At 38.5% G+C, this 19,569-nt stretch carries 17 protein-coding genes; 8 read left to right on the top strand and 9 right to left on the bottom strand.

The genetic code is table 11. From position 1 onward, the window contains the following. The 4 genes from oadA to GQR53_RS12865 all read left to right on the top strand — a co-directional run bounded on the left by oadA (position 1) and on the right by GQR53_RS12865 (position 4,230). Positions 1-1,782, top strand: a complete 1,782-nt coding sequence (gene oadA / locus GQR53_RS12880; RefSeq protein ID WP_165744113.1) for a sodium-extruding oxaloacetate decarboxylase subunit alpha — start codon at positions 1-3, stop codon at positions 1,780-1,782. Between the two features lie 13 nt (positions 1,783-1,795). Beyond that, complete coding sequence (locus GQR53_RS12875) at positions 1,796-2,926, top strand: sodium ion-translocating decarboxylase subunit beta (protein ID WP_008134608.1); 1,131 nt, start codon at positions 1,796-1,798, stop codon at positions 2,924-2,926. Positions 2,927-3,068: 142 nt separating this feature from the next. Further along, a complete protein-coding gene (locus GQR53_RS12870; RefSeq protein WP_165744112.1) occupies positions 3,069-4,040 on the top strand; it encodes an aldo/keto reductase in 972 nt (323 codons plus the stop codon). 13 nt (positions 4,041-4,053) lie between these two features. Further along, positions 4,054-4,230 (top strand): hypothetical protein, encoded by a 177-nt coding sequence (locus GQR53_RS12865; protein ID WP_165744111.1) that lies wholly within the window; start codon positions 4,054-4,056, stop codon positions 4,228-4,230. 74 nt (positions 4,231-4,304) lie between these two features. Here the strand turns inward: GQR53_RS12865 and GQR53_RS12860 are convergent, their stop codons facing one another. Next, complete coding sequence (locus tag GQR53_RS12860) at positions 4,305-5,618, bottom strand: peptidoglycan DD-metalloendopeptidase family protein (protein WP_002962558.1); 1,314 nt, start codon at positions 5,616-5,618, stop codon at positions 4,305-4,307. A 323-nt stretch (positions 5,619-5,941) separates the two neighbouring features. Here GQR53_RS12860 and tyrS point away from each other — a divergent pair, with 323 nt between their 5' ends. Next, on the top strand, positions 5,942-7,141 hold the full coding sequence (gene tyrS, locus GQR53_RS12855; protein WP_007585427.1) for a tyrosine--tRNA ligase: 1,200 nt from the start codon (positions 5,942-5,944) through the stop codon (positions 7,139-7,141). Positions 7,142-7,205: 64 nt separating this feature from the next. Here tyrS and ampE read toward each other — a convergent pair whose 3' ends face one another. The 4 genes from ampE to folE2 form a co-directional block, all read right to left on the bottom strand. Next, positions 7,206-8,150, bottom strand: a complete 945-nt coding sequence (ampE, locus tag GQR53_RS12850; protein ID WP_165744110.1) for a regulatory signaling modulator protein AmpE — start codon at positions 8,148-8,150, stop codon at positions 7,206-7,208. Next, the gene (mtnN, locus tag GQR53_RS12845) at positions 8,151-8,858 is read right to left on the bottom strand and encodes a 5'-methylthioadenosine/S-adenosylhomocysteine nucleosidase (RefSeq protein ID WP_024597687.1); all 708 of its coding nucleotides are present in this window, start codon (positions 8,856-8,858) and stop codon (positions 8,151-8,153) included. It abuts the gene before it with no gap. Between the two features lie 122 nt (positions 8,859-8,980). Then, a complete protein-coding gene (locus GQR53_RS12840; RefSeq protein WP_165744109.1) occupies positions 8,981-9,577 on the bottom strand; it encodes a DUF2726 domain-containing protein in 597 nt (198 codons plus the stop codon). Between the two features lie 116 nt (positions 9,578-9,693). Continuing rightward, on the bottom strand, positions 9,694-10,614 hold the full coding sequence (folE2, locus tag GQR53_RS12835; protein WP_024605360.1) for a GTP cyclohydrolase FolE2: 921 nt from the start codon (positions 10,612-10,614) through the stop codon (positions 9,694-9,696). 231 nt (positions 10,615-10,845) lie between these two features. Between folE2 and arcB the strand changes: the two genes are divergently transcribed. After that, positions 10,846-13,164, top strand: coding sequence for an aerobic respiration two-component sensor histidine kinase ArcB (arcB, locus tag GQR53_RS12830; RefSeq protein ID WP_165744108.1), 2,319 nt, complete (start codon positions 10,846-10,848; stop codon positions 13,162-13,164). 16 nt (positions 13,165-13,180) lie between these two features. Here the strand turns inward: arcB and arcA are convergent, their stop codons facing one another. The 4 genes from arcA to trmB form a co-directional block, all read right to left on the bottom strand. Beyond that, complete coding sequence (arcA, locus tag GQR53_RS12825; RefSeq protein WP_002962549.1) at positions 13,181-13,897, bottom strand: two-component system response regulator ArcA; 717 nt, start codon at positions 13,895-13,897, stop codon at positions 13,181-13,183. A 490-nt stretch (positions 13,898-14,387) separates the two neighbouring features. Beyond that, complete coding sequence (locus tag GQR53_RS12820; RefSeq protein ID WP_165744107.1) at positions 14,388-15,992, bottom strand: HAMP domain-containing sensor histidine kinase; 1,605 nt, start codon at positions 15,990-15,992, stop codon at positions 14,388-14,390. 151 nt (positions 15,993-16,143) lie between these two features. Next, on the bottom strand, positions 16,144-17,169 hold the full coding sequence (gene rsmC / locus GQR53_RS12815; RefSeq protein WP_165744106.1) for a 16S rRNA (guanine(1207)-N(2))-methyltransferase RsmC: 1,026 nt from the start codon (positions 17,167-17,169) through the stop codon (positions 16,144-16,146). Between the two features lie 62 nt (positions 17,170-17,231). Beyond that, on the bottom strand, positions 17,232-17,957 hold the full coding sequence (gene trmB, locus GQR53_RS12810; protein ID WP_007582957.1) for a tRNA (guanosine(46)-N7)-methyltransferase TrmB: 726 nt from the start codon (positions 17,955-17,957) through the stop codon (positions 17,232-17,234). Between the two features lie 161 nt (positions 17,958-18,118). Between trmB and mutY the strand changes: the two genes are divergently transcribed. Beyond that, positions 18,119-19,180 (top strand): A/G-specific adenine glycosylase, encoded by a 1,062-nt coding sequence (gene mutY, locus GQR53_RS12805; RefSeq protein WP_165744105.1) that lies wholly within the window; start codon positions 18,119-18,121, stop codon positions 19,178-19,180. A gap of 35 nt (positions 19,181-19,215) precedes the next feature. After that, positions 19,216-19,488 carry an oxidative damage protection protein gene (locus tag GQR53_RS12800; RefSeq protein WP_002962543.1) on the top strand — a complete coding sequence of 91 codons (273 nt, stop codon included), beginning with the start codon at positions 19,216-19,218 and terminating at the stop codon, positions 19,486-19,488. The last annotated feature ends 81 nt before the right edge of the window (positions 19,489-19,569 follow it).

The raw sequence follows: 19,569 nt of genomic DNA, 5'->3' as shown, positions 1-19,569 counted from the left end.
ATGGCTAAATTAAAATTAACAGAATTGGTATTACGCGATGCTCACCAATCATTATTAGCAACGCGTATGCGCCTAGACGATATGCTACCGATTGCTAGCAAATTAGACGATGCGGGTTATTGGTCTATTGAATCGTGGGGCGGTGCTACATTTGACTCGTGTATTCGTTATTTAGGCGAAGATCCTTGGGAGCGTATTCGTGCACTTAAAAAAGCGATGCCTAATACTAAACAGCAAATGCTATTACGCGGTCAAAACTTATTAGGTTACCGCCATTACGCTGATGACGTAGTTGAAAAGTTTGTAGAACGTGCACATAAAAATGGCGTTGACGTATTTCGTATATTTGATGCAATGAACGATGTTCGCAACCTAGAAACAGCTGTTAAAGCGGCTGTAAAAGTAGGCGCTCATGCTCAAGGTACTATTTCGTACACAGTTAGCCCAGTTCATACACTTGATATGTGGCTAACTCTTGCAAAACAGCTTGAAGATATGGGTTGTCATTCAATTTGTATTAAAGATATGGCGGGTTTATTAAAGCCGTACGATGCTGAAAAACTAATTAAAGCACTTAAAGAAACTGTATCAATTCCAATTGCTATGCAGTGCCACGCTACAACAGGTTTAAGTACTGCTACTTACCAAAAAGCAATTGATGCTGGTATTGATATGCTCGATACCGCTATTTCATCAATGAGTATGACTTATGGACATTCCGCAACTGAAACTATTGTATCGATAGTTGAAGGGACTGAGCGCGATACTGGGCTTGATTTAAACCACCTAGAAGAAATTGCTGCTTACTTTAGAGATGTACGTAAAAAATATGCGGCATTTGAAGGTAGCTTAAAAGGGGTTGATGGGCGCATTTTATTAGCTCAAGTACCTGGTGGCATGCTTACAAACATGGAAAACCAACTTAAAGAGCAAGGCGCAGCCGATAAGCTTAATGAGGTTTTACTTGAGATCCCACGTGTACGTGAAGATCTTGGCTTTTTACCTTTAGTAACACCAACGTCGCAAATTGTTGGCACTCAAGCGGTACTTAATGTGCTAACGGGTGAGCGTTATAAAACCATTACTAAAGAAACTGCTGGCGTATTAAAAGGTGAATATGGCTTAACACCAGCACCAATGAATAAAGAGCTACAAGAGCGCGTGCTTGATGGAGCGGAAGTTATTACTTGTCGCCCTGCTGATAACATTGCACCTGAGCTTGCAACGCTTGAAGCTGAGTTATTAAAAGAAGCACAAGAGCAAGGTTTAACACTTGCTGATGATCAAATTGATGACGTATTAACTTATGCATTATTCCCACAAGTTGGTTTGAAGTTTATTAAAAACCGCAACAACCCAGATGCATTTGAGCCAGTACCTTCTGTTGAAGATAAAAGCAGTAAAGCACCTTCTAAATCAGTTTCAAATAGTAACAAAGTGAAGGCTGAGCAATACAGCGTAAAAGTAGATGGTAAAGTTTATGACGTAGTAGTAGCGCAAGGTGGTGAACTTAAGGAAGTAACATTAAAAGACTCTGAGCACATTCCTCAGTCTGCTTCGGTTGCATCAGGTGAAACACTTAACGCGCCTCTAGCCGGTAATATTTTTAAGATTAAGGTAAAAGCTGGGCAAGTTGTTAACGAAGGCGATGTAGTGATTATTATGGAAGCCATGAAAATGGAAACTGAAATACGCGCTACGCATACCGGAACAATTGCTGAAGTGTTAGTTAGTGAAGGCGATGCTGTAACTACCGGCGACGCTATGATTGCATTAGCTTAGGAGTAAATAGAGGATGGAAGGTATTTTAAACCTCTGGAATGCGACAGGCATTGCTAACTTTACAATCCCATCGTTAATAATGATTGCGGTAGGGTGTTTATTACTGTTTTTAGCGATAGCTAAAGGCTTTGAACCACTATTATTACTACCTATTGGTTTTGGTGCAATTTTAACAAATGTACCAGTGGCAGGTTTGTCAGACCCAGGTGGGCTTTTATACTACGTTTATTATGTGGGTATTGATACGGGGATTTTTCCGCTGTTGATATTTATGGGAGTAGGGGCGCTGACCGACTTTAGCGCACTTATTGCAAACCCACGTATGTTGTTATTAGGTGCGGCTGCACAGTTTGGTATTTTTGCTACATTGTTTGGCGCTATATTACTTAACTATGTGCCAGGTTTTGAATTTACTCTACAGGACGCATCGGCTATTGCCATTATAGGTGGTGCCGATGGGCCAACAGCAATATTTTTAGCATCAAAACTGGCACCTGATTTACTAGGCGCAATAGCAGTAGCTGCATATTCATACATGGCACTTGTGCCAATTATTCAGCCGCCAATTATGCGTGCGCTAACCACACCAGAAGAGCGCCAAATTAAGATGCCTGAATTACGTAAGGTATCTAAAAAGGAAAAGATCATTTTTCCTCTTATGGTACTTAGTTTAACGGCAATGTTTTTACCGGCTGCTATACCGCTTGTAGGTATGTTTTGTTTAGGTAACTTAATGCGGGAGTCGGGTGTTGTTGATAGATTAAGTAACAGTGCTCAAAACGAAATCATCAATGTTACAACTATATTTTTAGGCTTAGCTGTTGGTTCAAAGCTTGCTGCAGATAAGTTTTTAACTGTTGAGACGATTGGTATTTTAGTGCTTGGCGCACTGGCTTTTGCAATTGGTACGGCATCTGGCGTATTTATGGCAAAAGGACTTAACCGAATATCTAAAACGCCTATAAATCCATTAATTGGGGCGGCAGGTGTATCGGCTGTGCCAATGGCGGCACGAGTAGTTAATAAAGTTGGCCTTGAAAGCAACCCACATAACTTTTTACTTATGCATGCAATGGGACCCAACGTAGCGGGTGTACTTGGTAGTGCAGTTGCTGCGGGTATTTTATTAGCACTTGTTGGCTAAAAATGTAATTTAAAATAGATTAACCATTAAGCGCAGTTTACTGCGCTTTTTTTTGTTCTTAATTTGTTCACCGCTAAATGGTTTCTTGTTCAGCACTTTTTGTTTACAGTAACAGCTCTTCAACATTTTAAGGATAGTTATCATGCTTCACACGCCTTTAGCAAAGCACTTGCCTCACGTTAGTAAACTTGTATTTGGATGTATGGGTCTGGGAGGCGGTTGGAATAAAGACGCAATCACTGATGCACATGTTAAGCAAGCTCATGAATGTATAGATAACGCCATTGAAGGTGGTATTAATTTTTTTGACCATGCTGATATTTATACTTTTGGTAAAGCAGAGCTGGTTTTTGGTAAAGCATTAAGTGAGCGACCAGAGCTTAGAGAGCACATGTATATTCAATCTAAGTGTGGGATTCGTTTTGAAGATGACTTAGGGCCAAAGCGTTATGATTTTTCATCAAAGTGGATTGAGCAATCAGTTGAAGCATCATTAAAACGATTAAATACAGATTATTTAGACGTACTTATGCTGCATCGCCCTGATCCACTCATGGAAGTTAACGAGATTGCTCGTATATTTAGTTGCTTAAAAGAAAGCGGTAAAGTGCGCAATTTTGCAGTGTCTAATATGCAGCAGCACCAAATGAACTTTTTACAACATGCGCTTGATATGCCAATTGTGGCTAACCAAATTGAGGCTAGTTTGCAAAAACATCAGTTTGTTGATGAAGGTGTATATGCCGGTAACAGTGACGGTAAAGATCTTAATTTTACGCCAGGTAGTATTGAGTACTGTCGTCATTTTGAAATTCAAATTCAAAGCTGGGGCAGTCTATGCCAAGGATTATACAGCGGTAGTGATTTATCAAACGCATCTCAGGCTGATATAAACACCAGTCTTTTAGTTAATAAGCTGGCTGCACTTTATGATACTTCTGCTGAGGCTATTGTTATTGCATGGTTACTGCGCCATCCCGCATCTATTCAGCCTATTATTGGAACAACTAATGCCAAGCGTATTAAAGCCTCTTGTGATGCTGTAAACGTACAACTAACTCGTGAGCATTGGTATGCACTTTATGTAAGCGCTAAAGGCCATGAGCTACCATAAGTAGGGCATTGATATGAATATATTCGTTATTTTAATTGGTTTGTTTGCTGCGCTGGCGATACTTATACCCTTGCTTGAAAAGTATCAAAGTAAAATAGGGCTCAACAGCGCAACCAAATACAGTAAATATATTTGGCCATTAGTGATGGTGTCTTTAGTGATTCAGCTCATTTATGTACTGATGTACTAATGGTTTTTAGCGTATACAAAAAAGCCTTTGCAGGTTTAACCTGCAAAGGCTTTTTTAATGTTTATTAATAAACATTATTTAAGTGCTAACTGTAGCTCGCGATTGCGCTCAAGTTGGGCAATAAAGTTATCTGCAATCGGTTTAAACTTAGCAAGTTCTGAGCGAGGTAGTGGCTCTGACTTAGGAAGTTTTACTGTTTTAGGATTACGGTGAACGCCATTTACTAAAAATTCATAGTGTAAATGCGCGCCAGTAACACGACCCGTAGAACCTACAGTACCAATTTGTTGGCCCTGTTTAACTTTTTGGCCCGTTTTAACTAGTTTCTTATTTAGGTGTAAGTACTTAGTTACATATTGTGTGCCATGGCTAATAAATACGTAGTTACCGTTGTACTTGCTGTAACCCGCTTTAACTACCTTACCGTTACCTGATGCAACCACCGGTGTGCCAGTGCGTGCCGCAAAGTCGATACCACGGTGCGCTCTAACTTGCCCAGTAACTGGGTGTAAGCGACGAGGATTAAAGCTCGAACTAATATACTTAAAGCTTACAGGTGCACGTAAAAATGCTTTTTTCATGCTACGCCCTTCAGGCGTATAAAAATTGCCATCGGTATGTCGAATCGCTGCAAAGCGCTGACCTTGGTTTACAAATTCAGCGGCAATAATTTTACCGGTACCAATAAACTCGCCATCAACATAGTGAGACTCGTAAATTAAGCCAAACACATCGCCTTTACGAATGTCGTTTGCAAAATCAACATCCCAACCAAATATGTCAGCAAAGTTCATTATTTGACGTTCGCTTAAACCAGCCGCTATTGCTGAGGTCCAAAAGTTGTTAGATATTTCGCCGCCAGCGGTTTTGGTTAGCGTTTCAATTTCTTTACTATCAATAGCTGTATCGTAGTTACCTTCTTCATTTAAGGTAACAAATAAAGTATCGGTTTTTGAAATTACATAGCGCAGTTGAGCCAAAGAGCCATCTTCAGCTGTCGCAAAGCTAAGTATTTCACCGGGGTGAATTTTAGTTAGCTTGCGCGTTTCTGCGTTAGTGTTAATTAGTTTATGGAGCGTTTGAGCTGAAAAACCAGCACGTTTGAAGATAATTGCTAAATTGTCGCCATTTTTAACTTTATGATCGACAAAGTCGTATTCTGGTAACTTTTCTGCTGCTTGCTCTGAATTTAGCTCAGTTAATTTTTCGTTGTTATCAACTTTAACTTGTAACTCATAGCGCTTACCAATTTCTAGTGCATTTGCACTATTGTCTTTGGATGCAGTGGCTTTTTCAGAAGGAAGAAAGGCTAAGCCAACAATAGCAGAAACCAAACCTAGAATAAGCAATTTGTGTTTTTTGGGGAGCGTGTGAACCACGTGAACCATAACGTGCCTTTTTCTGCTGTCAAGATAATAAATACATAATATTGCAGGATATACTTAATAATGTACGAATACTAGTGTTTTGTAGATTTAAACTGACCTTAAACTACGCTAAAATCGGGCTTAGAAAGCCTTTTTTAACGCTCTATCTAGCTAAGACTCAATTGATTTAGTTTAGTTGCATGAATCACTTAAAAAGTTGTTTTAATTAGGTAGAAATTTGTTATGTTAGCTACATCTATTTATTCGGTTTAAACCTTTATTAAACCGTGACTACGCAAGTAACTAGTCGCCCCTTCGTCGGCAGAATTTTGGAGTAATACACAGTGGATTTACAAACCGCTCTAGCAGAGATAAAACGCGGTGCAGAAGAAATATTAATTGAAGACGAACTAGTTGAAAAACTAAAGTCGGGCAAGAAGCTAAAAATAAAAGCAGGCTTTGATCCTACAGCGCCTGATTTACACTTAGGACACACTGTACTAATTAATAAAATGAAAACCTTTCAGGATTTAGGTCATGAGGTTATTTTCTTAATTGGTGACTTTACCGGCATGATTGGTGACCCAACGGGGAAAAACGTAACGCGTAAACCACTTACTCGTGAAGACGTACTAGCCAATGCCGAAACATATAAAGAACAAGTATTCAAAATTCTAGATCCTGCTAAAACCACTGTTGCATTTAACTCTACTTGGATGGAAAAGTTAGGCGCTGCAGGCATGATTAAACTTGCTGCAAACCAAACCGTAGCACGTATGCTTGAACGTGATGACTTTAAAAAGCGTTATGGAAGCGGCCAACCAATTGCAATTCATGAGTTTTTATATCCACTGGTACAAGGTTGGGATTCGGTTGCACTAGAGTCAGATGTTGAACTAGGTGGTACTGATCAGCGCTTTAACTTGTTAATGGGCCGTGAGCTACAAAAAGTAGAAGGTCAAAAGCCGCAAACAGTATTAATGATGCCATTACTTGAAGGTACTGACGGCGTTCAAAAAATGTCTAAGTCGCTTGGTAACTACATTGGTATTACTGATGCACCTAACGATATGTTTGGTAAAATAATGTCAATTAGTGATGTGCTAATGTGGCGTTACTACGACTTATTAAGTGCGCTTTCTATTGAAGAAATTGCAGCTCAAAAAGAACGTGTTGAGCAAGGTACGAATCCGCGCGATATTAAAATTGAACTAGCTAAAGAGCTAATTGCTCGTTTTCATAGTGAAGCTGATGCACAAGGTGCACATGATGATTTTATTCAGCGTTTTCAGAAAAAAGCGTTACCAGATGAAATCCCAGAGCTAACAATCACTATTGCAGAAGATACTATTTTAATTGCTAACTTGCTTAAAGAAGCAAATTTAGTAGTAAGTACATCAGAAGCAATGCGTATGATTAAGCAAGGTGCAGTTAAACTTAACGGTGAAGATAAAATCACTGATACCAAACTTGAAATAGCAAAAGGCACAACGGCTATTTACCAAGTAGGTAAACGTAAGTTTGCAAACATCACTGTAGCTTAAGCACAGTTTAAAAACTAAAAAACCAGCCTCGGCTGGTTTTTTTTGTGCTCGTATTTTGAGCCCTTTAAATCAATTTTAATATTTCAATGCTGGCTATTACTAACAACCAAAATACACGGGCCTGATTTAACCTATTAATTATTACAGGTACATCCTCGGGTGTAGGTAGTCTATCAGTGCCAATACGCATTTTATTAAAGCGAGTACCTAAATAAACTGCAGGCCCGCCCAGCTGCACGCCAAGTGATGCAGAACATGTGCTTAAGAGCCAGCCTGTATTTGTTTGATAAAAATGCCTGCCATAATGCTTTATATAATGCATGCTTTGTTTGCTTGCTCGACTTGCTGCAATAGTTAAAGCGAGTAAGCGCATCGGAATGTATTCAATAATAAACAAGAGTGTTTTAAGCGGTTTTAAAAAGTAACTATTTGGGGGGATATCACTACGCCATGCTTGTTGTATTAAGGTAAGTAACCGATAGGCAAGGGCAGCAATAGGACCAAATGCTAAAAATATAAATATGACTACGAAATAGTATCGAGCGGTGCGCAGTATTAAACTCTCAATTAATGCTTTGATAATACCAGCAGATGAAAGTCTATTAACTTCACGGGCAAGCAGTGGTTTTAGTAATTCGCGTGCTGTGGATTTTTGATTTTGTTTAGTTAGCTTTGCAATGCGAAGTGCTTTTTTATCAATGCTATTACTTTCTAGGCATAAATATAAAATAAGGCCAGCGAGTAATTCAGGATAAAAAGCAAACTCGAGTAGTAACACTACAACAATGAGAATAACACTTAAAATAAGTGAGCTTGCGAGGATAGCTGCCAAATATTGATAGCTTTTAGGTTCTTTGCTTTTGTATATACGTTTGCCAATAGCACTAAAAACAGCATTTAACGCCGTATTAGGATGATACCAGCTAATAAGGGGAATAAAGCGCTCAGCAAGGAGCGCTAGTATAAAGGCAATAAAGTCCAAGTGATTTTGAACAATATTGCTAAGCATTTACAGAGATACTGCTGTAAGCTTTTCTAAAAGTGCAACAACCATTTTAGATGAGTTGATTGATGCTGTTTCTAGGTATTCTTCAAATGATTGTGGTGACTCTTTACCAGCAATATCAGACATTGAGCGAATTACAACAAATGGTGTGTTTAGCGTAAAACACGTTTGTGCAATTGAAGCACCTTCCATTTCAACAGCAAGCATTGTAGGAAAATCACTACGTGCTTTATCAATGCGTATAGGGTCACACATAAATGTGTCACCAGTACAAATTAAGCCAACGAGTGTTTTAACATCACTGATTTGTTCGATAGTTTGCTGTGCTGCTTCAACTAATTTAGGGTGTGCTGCAAAGCCTGCCGGCATTTGTGGTACTTGGCCAATTTCGTAGCCAAAAGCAGTTACGTCTACATCGTGGTGACGTACTTCTGACGAAATTACTACATCGCCTACACTAAGAGAAGGATCGAATCCACCGGCTGAGCCTGTGTTAATTATGCAATCAGGTTTGAAGTTATCGATCAGTAAGGTAGTTGCAATAGTTGATGCGACTTTACCAATACCAGATTGAACAAGTGTCACCGTGTTACCAGCCAACTCGCCAGTATAAAAAGTGAAACCTGCTTTAGTTAAAATTTGTGGGTTTTGCATAGCTTCACGTAAAATTTTAACTTCTGGCTCCATTGCGCCAATAATACCAACATTCATAAAGTTTAATTCCTGTGTTTGAATCACTTGATTATACGTGAAGTTAGCAATAAAAAACAAAAAAGCGAGCTTGTTTATGAGCTCGCTTTAAATACTTTTTAGGAGAGTATTTAATTCAGTTTTTAAATTTCAGCTAACGCAGTGGTTTGCGCTTTAGCCTGAGAAGGTGAAAGTACCGCTGGCTTATGTGAGCGATTACGAACAGGACGCTGAGTTTGTGCTGCTGCAGGTTTACCAAGTTTAAACATAATTGCATCGCGTACTTCAGAAGGGCGGTAGCCCGATTTAACTTTCATACGAATATGTGGAATGCCCGCAGACTCTAGTGCACCGTTTACAAACCAGTCGCGTTGAGCTTTGTGGCCATCTTTGTTGGCATTGTTAACTAGGTCAACAGCAGCAATGATTGTTAGTTTTTCTTTATCGATTAAAACAAAGTCGAGTTGCTTATTTTTAGCTTTAGCTAAAGCAGCACGTTTAGACTTTACTGAAAGGCCTTGCTTACAGTCAATAACGTCGATTAACTTAACGCGACTAACAATTTTATATTGATCGCCAACAGCACGCTCTAGAAGATTTAAAAAAGCGCCTTCAACCTGCGTAAAAACAGTTTGCTTGCGAGTAAAAGGATACGGGTTTCCGCCATCGTCATTAAATTTTGACGCAACAACAGAGGCCCCGACAACTAATACTAGGATTAATAATAAAGCGAATTCCATACGGTAACTCCATAACAACAAATTGACACTGCTCAAAACAAAGCAATTTACGTGCCTAAAAAGTATGGGTTATAAAATAATTACCGGCTGGTTTACAAGCAATAGCTACACAGCGATTAAGCTTTGTAGCCTCCTTTAATACCTTTTACTGCAATAGCTACAGCATCGTGTGCATGCAGTGACTCATAGTGGTTTATTTGCAGCCAATAATCACTGTAATGGTTTGCCTCTAGCAATGCTTTAATTTTACGCGCTGCATCTTCACAAAACATAAGGTTTTGACCATTCAAACGGGCAAATTCTTGCTCGTCTTCACGTTTTACTGCTGCTTGTACTGGTGTTTTAAGCTCAGCTTCAAGGGTGTTAATTAGCGTAACTACGTCAAATTCTTGAATGTTGCTATCAAGCTTTACTTTTACGTTGGCAATAGAGCGCTGCGAGTGAGGAGTCGCTACAATGCCTTGTGTAGTGCCTAGCCATTCGTGCACATCTTTTTGGCTTAACGTTTCTTGGTTAAACTTTTCGTTAAACGCGTTTTGTATAAGCTGGCGCGCAAGTGCAGCAGAGCATGGGCACGTTGAAGAATAAGTAACATCTACGGTTAGCTCGTAGCTAATAACGTTATTTTCAATTGTACTGGTAAGTACAACTGGGTAGCTTTTCCAGCCCGCTTTACCACTTAATAGTGACTTACGGCGTAGCGGTAATTCAAATTTAAATTCAATTTGTGCTTTATCGCTCAACCCTTCGTGGCTAGTTATAAAGGTATCGAGTGCCTGCGCTATTGTTTGCGGATTGACTTGCTGCTCGGTTGAAAGCAGGTCAAGTGCCAAAAATAGACGTGACATATGAATGCCTTTGGCATCTTCTTTATGTAAATTTACAAATGCACGAGCTTTGGCGTTTACTGTAACTGGAGATAAGTCTCGGGATTCAAAAATAAATGGCAGTTCTATTTCGCCCATGCCAACCCAGTCTAATTTACCTGTTTGTAAAGCGGGTGCAGTGTCTGCTATATCTGGCATATTGGTTTGCATGTGCGCTACTCGTATTTTGGGGATAATAAAGCGGGGCATTTTACACTAAATAATTTATTGCTGAAATGATGAGTTTAATAGATGAGCTAAATCAAACATGAAAAATTCTGTTTTTATCGCACAACGTGAGTAGTGGTAGGAGAAAAATGCTAAAATCTGGGAAAATGGTATGTTTATACATACGCATTGCCTTCTTTATATTAAGTACACAGCTAAGAGATAAAATTACGTATGACCGATTATTCTTTGAGCCCTTGGGCTCGGGTACTTTCCAGCTCAATAACGCGATTTGGTGAATTTAAAACCGCTGCTATTTGTTACACTTTATTTTTAACTGTATCTCTTATTTTATCGAGCATGTTTTATTATGTGGCGATAGGCGAATTACACCTGGTTGATATTTTAGCCGTTGTATTTTTTACGGCTGTGGTTTCTCCTTTAATTATAAGTGTGTTGCTTAATTCAATTCGACAACTAGATGCCTCATATGCTTATTTAGATAGCGCCACCAAACAAGAAAAGCTTTTAAATCAAACCCTAAAAGATAACATTAACCGTCTAAACATCGAAATTGATGAGCGTAAAATGGCATTTCATGCCAAGCACCGCGCTATCGAAGAACTACGACGAGAAATTGCTGAGCGTAAAAAAACACAACAAGAACTTGCTCAACAAAGCATGCTGCAGCGCTCAATAGTTGATTCATCTCCTGACTTATTTTATTACCGCGATAACAATGGCGTGTTTGCTGGTTGTAATAAAATGTTTGAAGAAGTAATGGGCAAATCAAGTAGCGAACTAATTGGCAAAACGGTTGAGCAAATATTTCCTAGTCACTTTTTATCTGAAGTTTTGAAAACCGATAAAGAAGTAGAGCAAAGCCATAAAGCACTGACCATTGATGTCGGTTATGAAGTAAATGGCGAAACGCGTTGGTTTGAGCTGCGTAAATTACCTTTTATAAATGATGAAGGTGATTACATTGGTCTACTGGGTTTTGGTCGTGATATCACAAGTCGTAAGGAGGCCGCTCAAGCGCTCGAAACGGCCTATAAAGACAAAGGTAAGTTTATTGCCACATTAAGCCATGAACTACGTACACCACTCAATGGTATTGTTGGTTTAACACGAATGCTGCTTGATACTGACTTAAACAAACAGCAGCGTAGTTGGGGTAATACTATATTTTCGAGCGCTGAAACGCTCGGCAATATTTTTAACGATATTATTGATTTAGACAAAATAGATAGAGATCAGCTCGATATAGTGACTAACTCTATTAATGTGTCAGACTTTATAAATGACGTTGTTAACTTTGCGGGCTTAATCGCGGAGCAAAAAGAGCTAGAGTTTGATATTAAGCGCAATGGGGTGCTGGATATTTACGCACAGCTCGACCCAACTCGCTTACGCCAAGTTGTTTGGAATTTAATTAATAACGCCGTTAAGTTTACACAGCAAGGAAAGGTAACACTTGAATGTAGCCGAGAAAACAGAGTTGAAGGCCCATGGTTAGTTATGAAAGTATCGGATACCGGCCAAGGTATTCCGCCAGAGCAGCTTGCTCATATATTTGATATGTATTACAAAGCGCCAGATTTAAAAGGGACTAACGCAATAGGTTCCGGTATTGGTTTGGCTGTAACTAAGGCACTTGTAAGTGCGATGAAAGGGATAATTACAGTAAATAGTACTGAGGGCGAAGGAAGTTGCTTTACAGTTCAAATACCGCTTAGTCTATGTGTAGCACCAACAGAGCAAAGTTATGTTGGTCGTGGTTTGTATATTTTACTAGTAGAAGATGTACCTCTTAACGCCGAAATTGCTACAAACTTATTAGAGCAACGCGGGCATGAGGTGTTGTGGGCTGAAACCGGTGAAGATGCACTCTCGTTTGTCGAAACTGAAGATGACTTAGATTTAGTATTACTTGATATGCAATTGCCTGATATAAATGGTGACGTAGTTGCCAAGCAAATACGCTCAGATAGTCACTTTGATAAATTACCTATCGTGGCACTTACGGCCAATGTTCGTAGTGCTGAAGAAGAGCTTGAAGGCATATCAATACAAGGGGCGCTTGCTAAACCAATTAACACAGTGAAGCTTGATAAAATGCTGGCTGATTTATTTGGAATTAAGCAAAGTGAATGCACAGAGCCGCTGTTAAAAGTAAGTGAAGAAGCCCTTAAAGGCATTGATGCACACTTATTAGATATGGAAACAATAGAAGACTTTGTCAATTCGATGGGCTTAGTTGTGTTTAGACGCAGTAGTCAGCTATTCGAAAAGCTAAGTCCACAATATCAGCAAGAGTTACTTACTTCATTAAATACTGGTGATAGAGAAGAGTATGAATCAGTAGCGCATAAACTCAAAGGTGCGGCTGGCTCAGTAGGTCTTAATGATGTGCAGCTTCATGCCAAAATAATGGAACATGGTGCGATTGATGAATCTGATGAGGTGTTAAAGCAGTGGTTAGATATTCTGGCAGATAAAATAAATGAAGGACAAAAAGCCCTTCATTTATTTTTACAGCAATTAGAGTGAAACTAATTAGCTCTAATTAAGCGTCAATTTTACCAATGAAACGGTAACCTTCACCATGGATGGTGCTGATTAACTCAGACGTTGAGTTATCACTTTCAAAATGCTTACGAATGCGACGAATAGTAACGTCAACAGTACGGTCATTTGCGCGAAGCTCACGGCCTGTCATATGCTTAATTAATTGCTCACGGCTGAAAATGCGACCTGGAGAATCAAGCATTAAACGAAGTGCTCTGTACTCACCTTTAGGTAAACGCTTAGCGTCGCCATTTGGAGAAGTAAGACAACGGCTGTTTTCATCAAGTTCCCAACCATTAAACGTAATAACACCATTTGTTTCTAGTGCTGACTCTTCACCACCTAAGGCAGTACGAGTAATAAGGTTGCGAGCTCTGATAGTTAATTCACGCGGGTTGAACGGTTTAGTAACGTAGTCATCTGCGCCAATTTCAAGACCTAAAATACGGTCAACATCGTTGTCACGACCAGTTAGGAATATAAGACCTACTTTACGCTTTTGGCGTAATTCACGGGCTAAAATAAGACCGTTTTTACCAGGAAGGTTGATATCCATAACTACAAGATTAACGTCATCGTTATTTGTAAGCTTGTCATGCATATCATCGCCATCAATGGCTTCAATAACTTTGTACCCTTCAGCTTCAAATAAACTAACTAGGTTCAGTCGAGTTACGTCTTCATCTTCTACGATTAGAATGACTGGCGTTTGCATTATTAATTAACCTTTTGGAATATATTATTTATAAAAAATCGGTGACTAATTTATAACCGATTACTAGAGATTATAGGATTATACCCATTTGTTAACAAGGAAAAAACAAATTGGATAAAAATAAAACAGTAGGGTGTCCAAAGTCTACTAAAAAGGGCAGTGCAAAAACTACTGTTTAATTGATATATACATGGATGTAGCTATTTGAATCATAAAGTCGAAGCCATTTTCCTTTGATAATTGACATATCATTCAATCAAACAAGGTACTTAAAATAATCAGACTAATTCAAAGCAAAACTATATCACTTTTTAACCTTTCATCAATGTATGTGATACAGCAAAGATAAAAAAGTTCATAAATCGCTTGATAATATTTATTTAAAGCAATTAAATAATGTTACGCACTTATCACATGCCTCATTAATGAGGTCATTAAATGCTAATTCAAGGATAAATTTTAAATATATGCACTTTTTAATGATCTTTATTTAAGGAATAGTAATTATAAAGCGAGCACCGCGTTTTTCTTCAAGATCAAACATCACTCTTCCGCCAAGTGCTTGTGTTACTAGGTTATAAACTAAGTGCATGCCTAAGCCACTTGCGCCTTGCCCGCGCTTTGAAGTTACAAATGGGTCAAAAATTCTATTTTTAATGTTTTTGTCAACGCCCTGACCATTGTCAGAATAAACGATTGTTAATTTTTTCCCGACGAGTTCTACGTCAAAGCGAATTTCATTGTTTTCTTTACCTATAAATCCATGAATTACAGAGTTCATAAGTAACTGCTGAAAAACTTGTTGTAGAGGTTCAGACTTACTATGAATAGCCAAGTCGGTCGGACAGTTGATAGTTACAACAGGCTTTTTGGGCAATAATTCAGATTGAATCGACGTTAAAACATCACTTATTAATTTGTGCACATTAATATAGGTATTTACACCGTCATCTTGAATAACCGCTACCTTTTTAAAGTTAGATATAAGGTCAGCTGCACGATTTAAGTTGCGGTAAATTAAATCTAAGTTTTCAATACCTTCATCTATAAAGCGTTTTAGATGGCTTGAGGTTAGTTTTTTGTCATCAAAGCTTTGCTGTATGTCTGCTAGTTTATCTCTAAGTAACGTAGAACCTGTAATACCTAGCCCTATTGGTGTGTTAACTTCATGGGCAACACCTGCAACCATTTGCCCTAAAGATGCCATTTTTTCGTTTTCAACAATTTGTGTTTGGTATTGATGCATCCGCTCAAGAGTTGACAAAAGCTCTTGATTTGCCTCTCTAAGGGCGATTGTTCGTTGGTTTACTTTTTCTTCAAGGCTTAGGTTTAGTTGTTTGATTTCTTGCTTATCTTTTTCGTGGCGTTCAAGTTGTTTTTTTGTACGCGTAAGCATGATATTTAAACTATTTGAAAGAGCACTTATTTCTTTTACATCAGTTACTGGTGCGCGTGCATCGTAGTTATGATTTTTAGACACATCCTGCAATAACATACTTAATTGCTCTATTGGCTTAGCTATACGTCGTTGAACTTTAATAGCAATAAAGTAAACAACCGCCAGAATTAATAATGTTAATAACACGTCTATTAATATTTTTCTCTCAATATAAACCTCTAAACTCTCGAGGCTTCCTCGCATATACACATAACCTACTACTTGTTCGTTATCGTAAATAGGGCGGGTTAACTCAATATGGTCACTCGTAATTCGTGGTGTTATAAGCTCATCTACACTGTCTATCCTCAGTGGTACAGGAGGTGTTTTTTTTGCATTAAAGCTAATAAAGAAAACAGGCTTTTGGGATGCTTTTTCTATTGAGTAAATATGTATGTTTTTTACAAGAGGGATCTTTTCAAATGACTTGAGGCGTTTTTCTTCTGTTTTACGATCATCTTCAATTACCGATTGCCCAGCATCAAAAGCTACAATTTCAGAAAGAATAACAAGCTTATTAACTATTAATTGCTTTTGTTCTTTCACGCTTAAATACGTGGAGATAGAAATAGATAACGATAAGCAAATAGCTGTAATAAGCATGATCAAATTAATGAGTGCTTTTCGAATGCTACTTTGATGAACTTTTTTAGGCATTATTTCATTATCGCCTGAGTTAAATTTAATTATTTAGAGTTTTAGTTTAGCAAAGACGTGGAAAAATGAAGGAAAAAAACTAAATTAATTCTTATATTTATTCGAAAGTTAGCTTGAGCACGTTTGTGCTCAATCATTTTACAAATTTAAATTAGCAGCTATATACAGCAAATTTATTGTTCTTAAATACAGTTTGATAGCTTTCAAACTGAGTTTCTAAAATAGGGGGGTATTTTAAAAAGCTGTTAGCAACAATATTTAGCTTCCCTAATTTAGTTAAATGCTGTTTTGCATTAGCTAAAAATGTTTCTGCTACTGTGTAGTCGGTTGCAATACCAGTATGAAAAGGTGGATTGCTAATAATTAAATCAAACTTGCCATTAATGCTTTTAAGGCCGTCACTTAATATAGCCTCACCATTGATGTTGTTAAGCTTTAGGGTTTGCTGTGTTGCATAAGTTGCCAGCGCACTTACATCACTACATACAAACTCAAGTGCTGGATTATGAAGCCCTAAAAAAGTTGCTATTAAACCTGCGCCACAACCAAAGTCGAGAACTTTGCCTTGCTTAATTGTCGGTGCGTTTTCCAGTAGAACTTTCGTTCCTATATCTAAACTACCGTGATTAAACACCCCAGGAACACTAATAGCTGTAAATTCAGAGTCGGCAACATTAACAACAAACTTTTTATGGTAAGTCGTAATATCAAAGTGAGGGTGCTTAGAAATTTCAGCAAATGAGTAAAGAACGCAGTGCTTAGCTGAATCAATCTTGTTACTAAACTCAGCTTTACCAGCTAATTGCTTTTCAATTGACTTAACACCACTTTTGTTTTCACCTACTACTAATAGTTCGGCATCATCAGTAATAGCAGATCGAATATTATCAAGTGCCATTAATAACTCTGGTTTTGATTTAGGGTAGTAAAGAATAACTAAATCGTAGTCGCTACCAGGTATTGTGTGGCTTACATGAACATCAACATCTTTGGTGTTTTTAGCAAACTCTCCGTTAGCATGGTTGTAGCTAAACGCAGTTACTTTGCTTTGCGGATTAAGTCTTTTAAGCTCTGTTAAAAAGCCATCTTGAACAAAGTTGACCACCAAGATAGATTTTCCCGTTAGTGCCTCGCTATTACGAAGTAACAGTAAACTTGGGTTGGTTAGTACGCTCATAAATGGCTTTGCCTTACAGTATATTTAGTTTTATAAAAGTAAAAGTGAGTAATTAAATTTAATTATTCTGTGCGCTCAAACATTAAATCCCACACGCCATGACCTAGGCGATGTCCGCGCTGCTCAAACTTAGTAAGCGGGCGTAAATCTGGACGTGGAACATAATCATTTGTTTCTGATTGGTTTTTAAAACCAGGAGCTACGTTCATTACTTCGAGCATGTGCTCTGCGTAGTTTTCCCAGTCTGTTGCCATATGAAAAACGCCACCCATTTTAAGTTGGGCTCTTAGCTTTTCAACAAACTCAGTTTGTACAATACGGCGTTTGTGGTGACGCTTTTTATGCCAAGGGTCAGGGAAAAATAGTTGTAGTGTTGTTAAGCTTTCATTAGGTATGCAATCTGCAAGTACTTCAACTGCATCGTGTTCAAAAATACGTAAGTTGGTAATGCCTGCTTCATCGGCATCCATTAAACAAGCACCAACGCCAGGGCGATGTACTTCAATACCGATAAAGTTTAGGTGAGGGGCATTTGTTGCCATTTCGACAAGCGACTTACCCATACCAAAACCAATTTCTACTACTACATCGTTGTTGTTGCCAAAAACTTCGCTTAAATCAAGCATACCGTTTTTATGCTCTAGGCCCATTGTTGGCCAGCATTTTTCGATTGCAGCGGCTTGGCCTTTGGTTAATCGACCTTCGCGTTTTACAAAACTGCGAATGGTGCGGATGTATTTACCTTCTTGCTTAGCTTGCTCAAGGTTAGTGTTGCTTGATTCACTCATATTATTGGCCTGACAAAAACAATGTGTTTAAAAATGGTTGCATATTATCCCTGACCGAGGCCGCAATCACAAGTATTAGCTGGTTTTACACCCCGTATAGCTTGATCTTTTTGTTAACTGCAATAGACTGAGCCGCCATTGGGCATCAGTAAAAGTTAAAAATGTTGGATTTAAATAAAGAACAGTCACACTGGTTTTCTAATCAAGTTGTTGATTGGTATCACCTTCATGGGCGTAAAACACTCCCGTGGCAGCTAGGTAAAACACCTTATAAAGTGTGGGTGTCTGAAGTGATGTTGCAGCAAACCCAAGTTATTACTGTTATTCCATACTTTGAAAAGTTTATGCAAAGCTTTCCAGATATTATCGCTTTAGCTGATGCGGATGAAGATTTAGTACTGCATCACTGGACCGGCTTAGGGTATTACGCTCGTGCGCGTAACTTACACAAAACAGCTAAAATAGTGCGTGACAAATACCAAGGTGAGTTTCCGAAAACACTCGATGAAGTAATGGATTTACCTGGAATAGGGCGCTCTACTGCAGGGGCTGTTTTATCATTGTCGCTTGGGCAGCATCACCCTATTTTAGATGGGAACGTGAAGCGAGTTTTAGCGCGCTATTTTATGATTGAGGGCTGGTACGGCGTTAAAAAAGTCGAAAACCAGCTTTGGCATTTATCAGAGCAGTTAACGCCTAAAGATAATGTTACTGAGTTTAATCAAGCTATGATGGATTTAGGGTCTAGCGTTTGCTCACGCAGCCGGTTTGATTGCGAGGCTTGCCCATTAAACTCAGGCTGTGGTGCTTTTAATACAGGTAAAGTAAAAGAGTTTCCACATTCAAAACCTAAAAAAGCAGTTCCTAAAAAGAGTTGTCATCAGTTAATTATTCAGTGTGGTGATAAAGTGCTTATGGAAAAACGTCCTAACAGCGGTATTTGGGGCGGATTGTTTGGCTTTTTTGAATTTAATGAGTACGAAGAGCTTCAAATGTTTTTAGCTCAGCAAGGCCTAGAGGCTAGTTTAGTAGAGCTTGAAGCGTTTATTCATGTGTTTTCACATTTTGAGCTGAGGATTAACCCGCATGTGCTCAATGTTAAGAAAACTCCTGATGTGGTAAACGATAAGCAATTAATCTGGTATCCGCTTGATCAATCAATAGAGGTTGGCCTAGCAGCACCAACTAAAAAGTTGGTTAAACAAATTACAGCAATAGTATAGAATAGCCCCATATTTAGCGTTAGAGAGAATCAATCATGGCACGTACAGTATTTTGTCAAAAGTTACAAAAAGAAGCCGAAGGGCTTGGCTTTCAGTTATACCCTGGTGAAATTGGTGAAAAGATTTTTAATAACATCTCTAAAGAAGCGTGGGCTCAGTGGCAACATAAACAAACAATGCTTATTAACGAAAAGCATTTAAATATGATGGACCCAGAACACCGCACATTTTTAGAAGAGCAAATGGTTGGTTTTTTGTTTGAAAACAAAGATGTAGAAATTGAAGGTTATCGACCGCCTGAAAAGTAATGTTTTAAACATAAGAAAAAGGGCTATTTAGCGTAATGCCGATCAGTTAAGAAAATGACCGGTTGACCGATCCAAACGATC

The sequence above is a fragment of the Pseudoalteromonas sp. Z9A6 genome, from assembly GCF_011378805.1.
Classification (GTDB): Bacteria; Pseudomonadota; Gammaproteobacteria; order Enterobacterales; family Alteromonadaceae; genus Pseudoalteromonas; species Pseudoalteromonas distincta.
The sequence above is the reverse complement of the archived record's forward strand: the minus strand, read 5'-3'. Positions and strand labels throughout refer to the sequence as shown.

Bases quoted from the DNA above. Each gene is read 5' to 3' on its own strand.
- oadA (WP_165744113.1), top strand. From the start codon at position 1: ATGGCTAAATTAAAATTAACAGAATTGGTATTACGCGATGCTCACCAA.
- GQR53_RS12875 (WP_008134608.1), top strand. From the start codon at position 1,796: ATGGAAGGTATTTTAAACCTCTGGAATGCGACAGGCATTGCTAACTTT.
- GQR53_RS12870 (WP_165744112.1), top strand. From the start codon at position 3,069: ATGCTTCACACGCCTTTAGCAAAGCACTTGCCTCACGTTAGTAAACTT.
- GQR53_RS12865 (WP_165744111.1), top strand. From the start codon at position 4,054: ATGAATATATTCGTTATTTTAATTGGTTTGTTTGCTGCGCTGGCGATA.
- GQR53_RS12860 (WP_002962558.1), bottom strand. From the start codon at position 5,618: ATGGTTCACGTGGTTCACACGCTCCCCAAAAAACACAAATTGCTTATT.
- ampE (WP_165744110.1), bottom strand. From the start codon at position 8,150: ATGCTTAGCAATATTGTTCAAAATCACTTGGACTTTATTGCCTTTATA.
- mtnN (WP_024597687.1), bottom strand. From the start codon at position 8,858: ATGAATGTTGGTATTATTGGCGCAATGGAGCCAGAAGTTAAAATTTTA.
- GQR53_RS12840 (WP_165744109.1), bottom strand. From the start codon at position 9,577: ATGGAATTCGCTTTATTATTAATCCTAGTATTAGTTGTCGGGGCCTCT.
- folE2 (WP_024605360.1), bottom strand. From the start codon at position 10,614: ATGCAAACCAATATGCCAGATATAGCAGACACTGCACCCGCTTTACAA.
- arcB (WP_165744108.1), top strand. From the start codon at position 10,846: ATGACCGATTATTCTTTGAGCCCTTGGGCTCGGGTACTTTCCAGCTCA.
- arcA (WP_002962549.1), bottom strand. From the start codon at position 13,897: ATGCAAACGCCAGTCATTCTAATCGTAGAAGATGAAGACGTAACTCGA.
- GQR53_RS12820 (WP_165744107.1), bottom strand. From the start codon at position 15,992: ATGCCTAAAAAAGTTCATCAAAGTAGCATTCGAAAAGCACTCATTAAT.
- rsmC (WP_165744106.1), bottom strand. From the start codon at position 17,169: ATGAGCGTACTAACCAACCCAAGTTTACTGTTACTTCGTAATAGCGAG.
- trmB (WP_007582957.1), bottom strand. From the start codon at position 17,957: ATGAGTGAATCAAGCAACACTAACCTTGAGCAAGCTAAGCAAGAAGGT.
- mutY (WP_165744105.1), top strand. From the start codon at position 18,119: ATGTTGGATTTAAATAAAGAACAGTCACACTGGTTTTCTAATCAAGTT.
- GQR53_RS12800 (WP_002962543.1), top strand. From the start codon at position 19,216: ATGGCACGTACAGTATTTTGTCAAAAGTTACAAAAAGAAGCCGAAGGG.